The 10,808-nt window shown below is 28.2% G+C and carries 16 protein-coding genes; 3 read left to right on the plus strand and 13 right to left on the minus strand.

Annotated elements, in window-relative coordinates; translation table 11 throughout:
* A partial coding sequence (locus tag MR593_RS05475) for a helix-turn-helix domain-containing protein (protein ID WP_290690597.1) occupies positions 1–462 on the plus strand: 462 nt, incomplete at its 5' end.
* A 66-nt stretch (positions 463–528) separates the two neighbouring features.
* On the opposite strand, the gene MR593_RS05480 is transcribed toward MR593_RS05475, so the two are convergent.
* The 10 genes from MR593_RS05480 to MR593_RS05525 form a co-directional block, all read right to left on the minus strand.
* Positions 529–1,542, minus strand: a complete 1,014-nt coding sequence (locus MR593_RS05480; protein ID WP_290690599.1) for a LacI family DNA-binding transcriptional regulator — start codon at positions 1,540–1,542, stop codon at positions 529–531.
* Positions 1,543–2,001: 459 nt separating this feature from the next.
* Positions 2,002–2,199: a hypothetical protein gene (locus tag MR593_RS05485; protein ID WP_290690600.1), complete on the minus strand. Its 198-nt coding sequence runs from the start codon at positions 2,197–2,199 to the stop codon at positions 2,002–2,004.
* A 19-nt stretch (positions 2,200–2,218) separates the two neighbouring features.
* Positions 2,219–2,395 (minus strand): hypothetical protein, encoded by a 177-nt coding sequence (locus MR593_RS05490; RefSeq protein ID WP_290690602.1) that lies wholly within the window; start codon positions 2,393–2,395, stop codon positions 2,219–2,221.
* Positions 2,396–2,522: 127 nt separating this feature from the next.
* Positions 2,523–2,741: a hypothetical protein gene (locus MR593_RS05495; RefSeq protein WP_290690604.1), complete on the minus strand. Its 219-nt coding sequence runs from the start codon at positions 2,739–2,741 to the stop codon at positions 2,523–2,525.
* A 106-nt stretch (positions 2,742–2,847) separates the two neighbouring features.
* Positions 2,848–3,048 carry a hypothetical protein gene (locus tag MR593_RS05500; RefSeq protein ID WP_290690606.1) on the minus strand — a complete coding sequence of 67 codons (201 nt, stop codon included), beginning with the start codon at positions 3,046–3,048 and terminating at the stop codon, positions 2,848–2,850.
* Positions 3,049–3,139: 91 nt separating this feature from the next.
* A complete protein-coding gene (locus tag MR593_RS05505; protein ID WP_290690608.1) occupies positions 3,140–4,339 on the minus strand; it encodes a DHHW family protein in 1,200 nt (399 codons plus the stop codon).
* A gap of 14 nt (positions 4,340–4,353) precedes the next feature.
* Positions 4,354–5,610: an MBOAT family O-acyltransferase gene (locus MR593_RS05510; RefSeq protein ID WP_331474745.1), complete on the minus strand. Its 1,257-nt coding sequence runs from the start codon at positions 5,608–5,610 to the stop codon at positions 4,354–4,356.
* 208 nt (positions 5,611–5,818) lie between these two features.
* Positions 5,819–6,289: a DUF4358 domain-containing protein gene (locus MR593_RS05515; RefSeq protein WP_290690610.1), complete on the minus strand. Its 471-nt coding sequence runs from the start codon at positions 6,287–6,289 to the stop codon at positions 5,819–5,821.
* Positions 6,290–6,312: 23 nt separating this feature from the next.
* Positions 6,313–7,074, minus strand: coding sequence for a GDSL-type esterase/lipase family protein (locus MR593_RS05520; protein ID WP_290690612.1), 762 nt, complete (start codon positions 7,072–7,074; stop codon positions 6,313–6,315).
* 215 nt (positions 7,075–7,289) lie between these two features.
* Complete coding sequence (locus MR593_RS05525; RefSeq protein ID WP_290690614.1) at positions 7,290–7,496, minus strand: hypothetical protein; 207 nt, start codon at positions 7,494–7,496, stop codon at positions 7,290–7,292.
* Between the two features lie 281 nt (positions 7,497–7,777).
* On the opposite strand from MR593_RS05525, the gene acpP reads away from it, so the two are divergent.
* Entirely contained in the window at positions 7,778–8,002 is a 225-nt protein-coding gene (gene acpP, locus MR593_RS05530; protein ID WP_290690616.1) for an acyl carrier protein, read from the plus strand.
* Between the two features lie 64 nt (positions 8,003–8,066).
* On the opposite strand, the gene MR593_RS05535 is transcribed toward acpP, so the two are convergent.
* Positions 8,067–8,567: a CarD family transcriptional regulator gene (locus MR593_RS05535; RefSeq protein WP_290690617.1), complete on the minus strand. Its 501-nt coding sequence runs from the start codon at positions 8,565–8,567 to the stop codon at positions 8,067–8,069.
* 434 nt (positions 8,568–9,001) lie between these two features.
* Here MR593_RS05535 and MR593_RS05540 point away from each other — a divergent pair, with 434 nt between their 5' ends.
* Positions 9,002–9,757: an alpha/beta hydrolase gene (locus MR593_RS05540; protein WP_290690618.1), complete on the plus strand. Its 756-nt coding sequence runs from the start codon at positions 9,002–9,004 to the stop codon at positions 9,755–9,757.
* A 67-nt stretch (positions 9,758–9,824) separates the two neighbouring features.
* Here MR593_RS05540 and MR593_RS05545 read toward each other — a convergent pair whose 3' ends face one another.
* Both MR593_RS05545 and MR593_RS05550 read right to left on the minus strand, forming a co-directional pair.
* The gene (locus MR593_RS05545) at positions 9,825–10,595 is read right to left on the minus strand and encodes an ABC transporter ATP-binding protein (protein WP_290690620.1); all 771 of its coding nucleotides are present in this window, start codon (positions 10,593–10,595) and stop codon (positions 9,825–9,827) included.
* A gap of 5 nt (positions 10,596–10,600) precedes the next feature.
* Positions 10,601–10,808 (minus strand): iron chelate uptake ABC transporter family permease subunit (locus MR593_RS05550; protein WP_290690623.1); only part of this gene is annotated, 208 nt, incomplete at its 5' end.

Below are 10,808 nucleotides of genomic sequence, written 5' to 3' on the forward strand. Positions count from 1 at the left end.
GCTAACGATATATTTCAAGAGAAGAAGCCTTGTTATGAATTATTGGTGAAAAGTAAACTATGTGAAATATGGTCTCTATTTTTCACTGAAATAGACTGTATTTTGCAAGAAAAACAATTGGTAAATTCAAATGATGTTTTGAGATTATCTAAAATACTAGACTTTATACATAGTAATTATAAAAATAAAATAACTCTAGATGATATAGCTGAATCTTGTAATATAAGCAAAAGCGAATGTTGTAGGTTCTTTAAAAAGGCAACCCGACAAACTCCTTTTGAATACCTACTAAATTATCGCATAAAAAAAAGCATCCCTTTGCTTCTAAACGATAAATACAATATAACTGAAATTGCTGAAAAAGTAGGTTTTTCCAATGCTAGCTATTATACAGAGATTTTTAAAAGAGTTATGGATTTATCACCTACTAAATATAAAAAAGAGCAGCTATCTAAATCTTAAATATAATTCCCTATGAAATATAAAAGGACCACAAAATACGTGATCCTTTTATATTTATAAGCAAAATTATTTTCTCTCTATTACACTTTCTCTTTCCACTATTTCATAAGGTAGAACAAATTTCTTTTCTTCTAGAGCATCCCCATTTATAATTTTTATTACCATTCTCATAGCTACAGCACCCATATCATAAAGCGGTTGTCCAACTGTAGTTAATTTAGGACGGTATATTTTAGAAAGCTTGCTATTATTAAATCCTGCTACAGAAATATCTTCTGGAACTTTATATCCCTTATCAAATATAGCATTTATAGCACCTATAGCTGCTTCATCTCCTGTAACAAAAACAGCATCTGGCTTAATATTTTTATCTAATAAATCCATCATCGCTTTATATCCACTATTATAATCTGTATTTCCGTATTTTATTATATCTGGATTTATACTTATGTTGCTTTCAGTTAATGCTCTTTCGTATCCTGTTCTTCTTTCTGATTCTAATATAGTATCTGCTTCACTTGTCATTATAAGTGCTATTTCTTTATGTCCTTTGTCTATTAAATATTTAGTCATATTATAAGTTGCATCTTCATTATTTGTACATACTGTATATACATCAAATTTTTGAGCTGTTTTACTTATATAAGCTGCTGGTATACTACTATTATTAATTAATTGTACATGTTCTTCATCTAAAGTCCACGAAATCATAACTATACCTTCAACTTGTTTTGCTTTTAATAACTCTATACTTTTTAATTCCTGATCTTTTTCAGAATATGTATTTGCTAATAATATATCATATCCATACATTTTTGCGACACATTCTATACCGTTTACAACCTCGCTAACAAATGAATCTGACATCTCTGGTACTATAACTCCCAATAAGTTACTCTTTTTAGTAACTAAGCTTCTTGCAAGAGGATTTGGAACATATCCTGTTTCTTTTATTACATCTAAGACTCTTTGTTTCACTTCATCTGTAACTGGTTTAGAATCATTTATTACTCTCGAAACTGTCGATATCGAAACTCCAGCTAATTTTGCAACGTCCTTTATTGTAACGTTATTTTTCATGATATTTCCTCCTTATTTTATTTTCGTTTCACCACGCCAAAAACTAATTGTAACATACTTTTACCTTTTTATAAATATATTATTTATACTTTTGTAATATATATGCCTGTGATACTAAAAAGTCTCTTTATTAAATAGATTTTTATATCGCAAATATGCTACCCTTTTTAAAGTATATTAAATAAATTATATTTATATACAATTTTATATGTTTACGTTTTCCCATATGCTGTATAAACATCTGAAACAAATACTATAATAATAATTTATACTATTTTTAAAACTACGTAAATAGAAAATTCATAAAAAAACTGTATTTAATCGTAAATTTTCGATAAATACAGTTTTTGTAAAAATGTTCTTTTAACAAAATATAAAATACTTGACTACAAAATGACAAAAATACTAAAAGATATTTATATGTCATTTATGTAGCCTAGTATTTTCATTTAAATTAGACTAGCATCCACATCCTTCGTTGCCAAAAAATCCACCGCTACAGCATAATATTAATAATAATATTAAAAATGGTATCCATGCCATTATATCTATATCTACCCAGCTTTCCCCAAATGCTAAGAATAAGAAAAATAATACTATTATCCACCATGCCCCTGCTCCGAAGCAACATCCTTCTCCAAATAATCTATCTAACATACTTATTTCCTCCAGTCAACTATAATATGTCACCACAACAACATAATATCAATAATACTATTAAGAATGGTATCCATGCCATTATGTCTATATCTACCCAGCTATCTCCAAATGCTAAGAATAAGAAGAATAGTACTATTATCCACCATGCTCCTGCTCCAAAGAATCCATTTTCTCCAAATAATCTGTCTAACATTGTTATTACCTCCTGTTGATATTTGAGCTTTTGCTCTTAACTTATAATATGCAAAACAGATTATTTGTGATAATACTTAAAGTATTTATATATAAGTTTTAATTATATTAATTACAAATTTATTATTTTAGCAACCGCAAGTATATCCATTTTGATAACAATCGCAATCATCATTATCATCGTCACATGAACATACTATTAAAAGTAAAATTAAAAACGGTATCCAATCACTCAAACAAATATCTATAAAACACTCTTGAAAAGCTAAAAATAAAAAGAACAAAATTATAATCCACCATCCACTTCCTCCGATACATTCAAACATTCTCGATAATTTACGATTCATAAAATCCCTCCTCAATTAAAAAGAAAAGACCTCCATCATATTTTTATGATAAAGGTCTTTATGCTCTAATATATATTATGATAAAATTATTTATTTGTTACCTATTTTAACAACATCCAAAATCAAAATCACAAAGATTAAAAAATACTATTAAAATAATTATCCAAATTAAAAATTCTTGATTACATAGTATCCATTCTATTAAATCGTCTCCTAGCATCAACAACAAAATCAAAACTATGAAGAAAAATCCTCCTCCAAAGAAGTTTCCTCCAAAAAATCTCGATAAACCTTGTTCTTGTGACATATTCTTCTCTCCCTTTCAAAAATTAATAAGTATATTACTTATTTAATAAATAATATGCAAATTAAAGTCGAAAGGTTACTAAATTTATCGTTTATTCGTTGTTTAACACAGGGGCTAAGGATGTATCTCCGAAAAATGTATTTGCATTATACAAATATAGTACCTCGTCAACACCTTCATTTTTCATCAATTCATCTATATCCTCGTAATAATATCTAGGGTCAACTAATATAATTTTACTAAAATGAGTTGTCAAAAATTGTACAAAACAGTTTGCGTAAGAATCTTTAAATATTAGTAGAGTCTTTCCACTATCTGATGTAGTATCGATTTTTACAATTGGATGATTTCCTCCTAAAAATACTTGATACTTATCTTTTTGTTCTAATTTTTCACTATCGTATAAAGTGGCTGTTTTTTTCTGTTCTTCTTCGTAATTTACAACGACTTGGTCGTTTTCATCCTTTGGTATATATACTTTTATCTTATCTAAGTCAGTCTTGTATCCACTCTCTGAAGCAAGCGCTCCTTCAAATGAATTTGAAACTAATTCGATATCGTAGTCATCACTGTCTTTAGAGCTTAATTCCATATCTTCTGCTAATTTTTCGTATGAATAAAATGCTCCTAAAGTAGTCCAGTGATGGTCGCTTTTATAATATAAATTCTCACTCTTATGCTCTAGTAAAGTAGCATAAGTATCCACAAATTTTATATTTGAATCTATCTTTTTAGAGTATTCGTCTAAATATTTTTGTTGATCTTCAACTGGTGCAGCAAGTGGTAGTTTATCTCTTAGAATACTGACAGCAGTTGGAGATATCAGCATATACTGTTTTACATCTTTGTATTTTTTTGAAAAGTCATTTATAGCATTTAGATTTTTAGATACATTTTCTTCATTAGGCTTTTCGAAATCCTCCAATAGATATCCATCTTTGCCTAGATAAACTCCATTAGAGCTCTTCTTTAATAATAGCTTGTCTGTCTTAACCTTAACATCTATCCAAAAATCTCTATTAAAAAACTGATCTACCTTGTACTTTTCATACTTACTTATATATCTTCCCTCAAATAATTTTTCTACAGAAAAAGTCGGCTTTGATTGAAGAACTCTGTTTTCAGTTTCTGAGAAAGTCTTCTTCTCTCCCAAAGTGTTCACTGCCACAAAAAATACTATATAGCATATAAATAACGCACACAAAGATATGCAGTATTTTTTCCCTAATTTTTTCTTAGTTTTTTTATTTTTTGATGTATTTCTATTTTTCATTTTATACGCTTCAGTCATACTTTTCACCACCTTTAAAATCTAAAATACAAGAATGGATTATAAGTTTCATTAACTAAATAAGCCGTAACTAAAAATAAAACTAAACCATATATAACTAAAGATGGATTTATCAATTTATCTCTATATTTTCTTGCAATATTTTCTAAAATTTGTTTGATAACTGGTGTTGAGAATACAAAAAGTATAACCATCATTATGATATTAGTATATAAGTAGAATATTCCCGCATTATCAATTATTGCATTTCCTGATACAAAGAACATTACCTTTAGATAATCAACTGCAAATCCTAAATCCTCACTTGCAAAGAACAGCCATCCTATTATAACTAACAGCATTGTGTAAATGTGTTTTAAGCTATTAGGCAGCTTTTCTAAAACAGATTTTAGCGCAAATTTTTCTAAAAATAATAAAACTCCATAGTAAAGTCCCCAGATCACAAAGTTCCAGCTAGCTCCATGCCAAAAACCTGTAAGGCACCAAACTACAAATATATTTCTAATTTGCTTTGGCATACTCACTCTATTTCCGCCTAAAGGTATGTAGATATACTCTCTAAACCATGTTCCTAAAGATATATGCCATCTTCTCCAAAACTCTGTAATACTCTTTGATATATATGGATAATTGAAGTTTTCCATAAAATCAAATCCGAACATCTTACCTAAACCAATAGCCATATCAGAATATCCACTGAAGTCAAAATATATTTGGAAAGTATACGCAATTATACCTAACCATGCAGTGAGAACTGATATAGACGAAATTTCCATAGCAGAAACAGTTGTCCATAGCATTCCTATATTATTTGCTAGTAAAACCTTCTTTCCTAGACCTTGTATAAAACGCTCTACGCCTTCTCCAAACTTAATTACACTTTCTTTTCTAGTGTTCAATTGAGTTTCTATTGTTTGATATTGGACTATAGGTCCTGCTACTAATTGTGGAAACATTGTAACGTAAGTAGCAAAGTTAATTATATTGTGTTGAACTTCAACCTTACCCAAGTAAACATCCACAATATAAGATAATACTTGGAAAGTATAAAATGATATCCCTATTGGAAGAGCTAGCCCTTCAAAAGGAATATTTACATGAAAAATACTATTTATGTTATCTATAAAGAAACCAAAATATTTAAAAAATCCTAATATGCCCACATTGAAAATAATAGTAATTATAAATATAAATTTACACTTACCTTCATCGTGTTTATTCTTATCTATTAGTATAGCTAAAAAATAGTCCGCTAAGATCGTTCCTATCATTAAAAATACATACACAGGCTCTCCCCATGCATAAAAAACTAAACTAGCTATTAATAATATTGAATTTTTTAATATTCTAGGGCTAACATAATATAGTAATAATGTTATTGGCAAAAAAGTAAACAAAAATATAATACTACTGAATACTATTTTAATCGCCTCCCTCTCATTTTTTTATTTTTTATTATCGATAAAGTTAAATCTGGAATTATTTTATTGACTCTTTAAAAGCCTCCTTCAAATCCTCTGCATTTTCAGACACAGCAAAAAACACGTATTTTCCCTTTGTTTTTAACTCATAATCATTTAATAATGCACATTGCTCTGGACCGTAGCTTCCAAAGCTTTGAAGCTGAGAATTTACTCTATTATCAATCGCATCCTCTAAACCTTCTATTTGAGATTTATCTTTAACTTTTACAATTAGCATCTCATCTACTTCCATAGATGATTCTGGTGTGTATAAAACAACACTGTCGAAATCACTTGCATTTAAGCCGTAATATCTTTTTAATCCTTTAGTTCCTGTTTCTTCCATATTTTTGACAAGACCTGTATCTACTATAGATTTTTGTATATCTTTAGCAGTTAAATTGTCATTTACTCTACTGCATCCTGCAAAAACGACACAAGAACATAAAATTGCTACAATACTTTTTATTCTTTTTTTTAATTTCATTTTATGTTAAACCTCTCTAAATTTTACAAATTCCCTTTTTGTATAAAGAAATCAAGCCATTTCTTTTGAAAATTTGGTCCGAAATGTATCCCATCTGGTTCATAATCACTTTGTTCTACAATTCCATTTGCATCTAAATATGTAACGCCCTTCTTTTGACACATAGCTTGTAAATCAGAATTCCATTTGTCTATGTTTGCATAATTAGGCTGTTGAGATAATGTAAATGATTGAACTGGAAGTATTGAACATATGTATATATCAGTATTAGGCAGCTTAGATTTTACTAAATCTATTACACTTTCATATTGTTCTATAAACTTAGCACTATCGCTGTAACATTCAATATCATTTATTCCATATGTAAAAAACATATTTTTAGGATATAAACCAATAGCTGTATTTATATCGCCTTGTTTTTTTGCATTGGCTATATTTCTTCCCTTATATGCAACTACAGAAGACTGAGTTAAAAATCCATATGCAGAAATACCCTCTGCTCTTGAATCTCCAACTATAACTGATGAATCGAATTTACTTTTATAATTAACCTTACCTGAAGAGTCTTGATCATCTGTTGTAGCTACTGGTTGATCTGTTATTCCATTTTGAGCTTTTATAGAAGCAATTTTTTCTTCGACCTGTACTACATCTTGCTTTTCTAGGTTCTTTATAATTTCTACGCCTTGTTTTATTTGCTCATCTTCATTATTACTTTGTCTATTTAAAGACTTTATCGAAAAAATAACAGCAATGCATCCAGCTATCACTCCAAGTGCTACCAATCCTATTTTTATTTGTTTTTTTAATTTAATTTAAATCACTCCCTTTATAAAATATTCACTTTTCTATTTTTCCAAGAATTATTATATCATTTTATTTTTCTTTATCAAATAATAATAATGTAACAAATATGTTAAAGTTTTACAATATATTTCAATAAAAAAAGTCAGTTTATGATATTTTATCAAAAAACTAACTTTTTATTTAATATTTTATATTAACAGCAGCATCCATCGTCGAAATTAAATAACAGCAAAATTATCAATATAATCCATATCCAAATACTATCATCATCAAAAAAATTATCTAAAATATCTGTGCATAATAGCAAAAATACTAAAACTATGACTATTAATATTCCACCATTAAAATTAATTCCACAATCTCCAAAAAATCTAGAAAGATTACTCTCCAACTTAGACATAAATTCTCCCCCTCGACAAGGTTTATATTTGCTTTAATATATGATTTTTTACATGAATAAGTTACTTTTATTAAAATTTTATTAACTTCCAAATTTCGTTCATATTAAATTTAAAATAGCTCTCTAAAATAATATTTATAGATAGTATATGTATAAAATATTTTAACTTGTAAAGGATAAAAATAATTCTACTATTTTCTAAATATATATTGAAAATTAATTATTATTATATTAAACTACTATTAAAAATTTAAATATTGGATAAAAGTTGGAGGTATAAAATGTTTGAAGAAATAAGAGACATAATAGCAGAACAATTAAGCATAGACGATTTAGATGAATTAACTTTAGATACTTCTCTTAAAGATGATTTAAATGCCGATTCTTTAGATGCTGTTGAAGTAATCATGGCATTAGAAGATAAATACGATATAGAAATTTCTGAAGAAGATGCTGAAGAATTCAAAACTATCGGTGATATAGTAAACTACATTGAAAGCAAGTAGTATGATACTATTAAAATAAGCTATAGAAAATACGTCTCTATTTTCTATAGCTTAATATTTTTTATTATTTATTTATTTTATCTAATATATATCGCTCCATTTCATTTACAGGTATTTCTAGAGATATAGATAGCTCTGTTTGAAGATTATCCTGTGCTAATTTAAAATATTTCTCATCAGTAGCACTCAGCTTCTTCCCTTGATTCAATCTCTCTTCTTTTCTCTGATAAATAGTTTTCATAAGACTTAATAATTTTCTACATTGACAGCTTTTTATACAATCCTTATATGTCTGTTCACGTAGCTTTTCATCTTCCACTAATAACTCTTTTATATTTGGTATATCACTTATTAAAGTTTCCACATCTTGTTTAGACATCAATTTTCTAATAATAACTTTTTTATTATCTATTGGTGAAAAAACTCTACTGCTATTTTGATTTACAGGTTCTAATATATAATACAATTTATCTTTAGGTGCACCATGCATATTCAAAGTTGAAATATCTATTATTTGACAAACGCCTGCATTACCGTAAATCACATATTCTCCCTTTTTAAACATATTTACATCCCTTTCTATTTTTTATTGATTTATTAATTTCTAAATGTATTATTTTCAAACTATAATGATATGAAAAAATTATGAATATTCTTAATATAATTGATATAGATACTTATAATTCTAATGCTAGCACGTTAATTAACAGTTTATTTTTTTATTTTTGCAGCTTAACATTCGTTACTTCATGTTATATTTGTAAAAAATCTTACAATATAATTTTATCACATTGAAAATTTTTTTGTCAGTTTTTTTTAACGCTACATCTAATTTTAATTTTTTTATTTTTTACAAATATATTAATTAAGTTATATAAAATATAAATTTTATATTCGACTTACAAATATAAGTTTACATCTATTTATATTTTTATGTATTTTATATCCAAATTGTGGTATATTTTAAAGTGACTAAAAATATACATGAGGTGATTACTGATGATAGAAAAAAAGTATATTGAAATGGAAGGTATATTTTCAGGGAGCAGAGTTGTAAATATATATCTTCCAAACGATTACCATCAAAGAAGAAAAAAATATCCTGTTCTTTATATGTTCGATGGACATAATTTGTTCTTTGATGAAGAGGCCGCATTCGGCAAATCATGGGGTATGAAGGAATATTTAGAAAACAATGACGTTCAATTAATAGTCGTTGGAATTCAATGTAGCTTTGAAGGCAACGAAAGAATGTCTGAATACTGTCCATACGACCTAGAAAACTACTACGGTGAATTTATAAAGGGAAAAGGCAACGAATACCTAGAATGGATGATAAATGTCATAAAACCTATGATCGATTCTGAGTACAGAACTAAAACAGACCGTAAAAACACACTAATAGGTGGAAGCTCTATGGGAGGATTAATGGCTGCATATGCTGGCATCAAATATTCTGATGTATTCTCAAAATGCGCTTGTTTATCTTCTTCTTTTGAATTATGCTACGACAAATTTATGGAGGATGTAATATCAAGCCAACCTAGAAAGGGTACAAAATTCTATATGGATATAGGAAGCACAGAACTAGAAAATGAATACAGAAGGGTAGAATATACATCTTATATGCTAGAAATATGCCATAAGCTTCAATCTAAGGGATGCAATTGTTACCCTAGATTAATACCAGGAGGAGAACACAACGAGGCTAGCTGGGAAAAACAAGTTCCTGTATTTATGGAATATCTTTTATAGTGAATCATTGTAAATACAATATTTAAAAATCAAATAGGGTTCTATATTAGCACCCTATTTGATTTATTTAATTTGCAACGGAGCCTTCCCATTTCTTTAAAATATTTAACATAAAACCTTTAATATCTATTCCGTATAAATCATCTAATACTGGATCATTTAATACCTTTTGAGGCGGACCGTAAGATACCACTTTACCATTTTGCAACATTAAAACATTATCCGCAAAATACTGAACTAAATTTAAATCGTGTAAAACTCCGACTACAATTTTATTATTTGTTTTAATCCATTCCTTTAAGTTTTCCAATAAATCTATTTGATTTTTAAAATCTAAATGATTTGTAGGCTCATCAAGCAATATTATATCTGGATCCTGTGCAAATACCCTCGCTAAAAAAACCCTCTGCATCTGCCCACCTGAAAGCTCTGTTATTAATTTATCCTTTATATCCAACAACCCGACTTTATCTATACTGTCTAATATAATTTCGTCGTCTTCCTTGGATAATTTACTAAGTATGCCCTTGCTATAAGCATATCTGCCTAAAGATACTGTGTCGTAAATTGTATATGGAAAATAAATTTCTGTAATTTGACTCATAAGTCCTACTTTTTTTGCAAAGTGTTTTCTATCCATAGAAAACACTTCTTGACCGTCTACTAAAATACTCCCCTTGTACTCTAAAATATTTGCAATAGACTTTAGAAGCGTACTTTTGCCACATCCATTTGGGCCTACTATACATAAATTTTCTCCATTTTTAACTGTAAAATTTATATCCTTTAATATATCTTTTCCTTCATATCCGCTATAAAGCTTCTTAACCTCTAACATAATTATCAACTCGCCTTTTTAAAATAAACATATGCAAAAAATGGTGCCCCTATAATAGCTGTAACTGCCCCTACTGGAAGCTCTACTGGCGCAAACAAGCTTCTCGCAATTAAATCTGTAACTACCATCAAGCAGCCTCCAAACACAAAAGACATCGGTATTACATATCTATGGTTTGAACCAAATATTTTTCTAACTACATGTGGTGCGATT

This window comes from Intestinibacter sp., from assembly GCF_022780145.1.
Lineage (GTDB): Bacteria > Bacillota > Clostridia > Peptostreptococcales > Peptostreptococcaceae > Intestinibacter.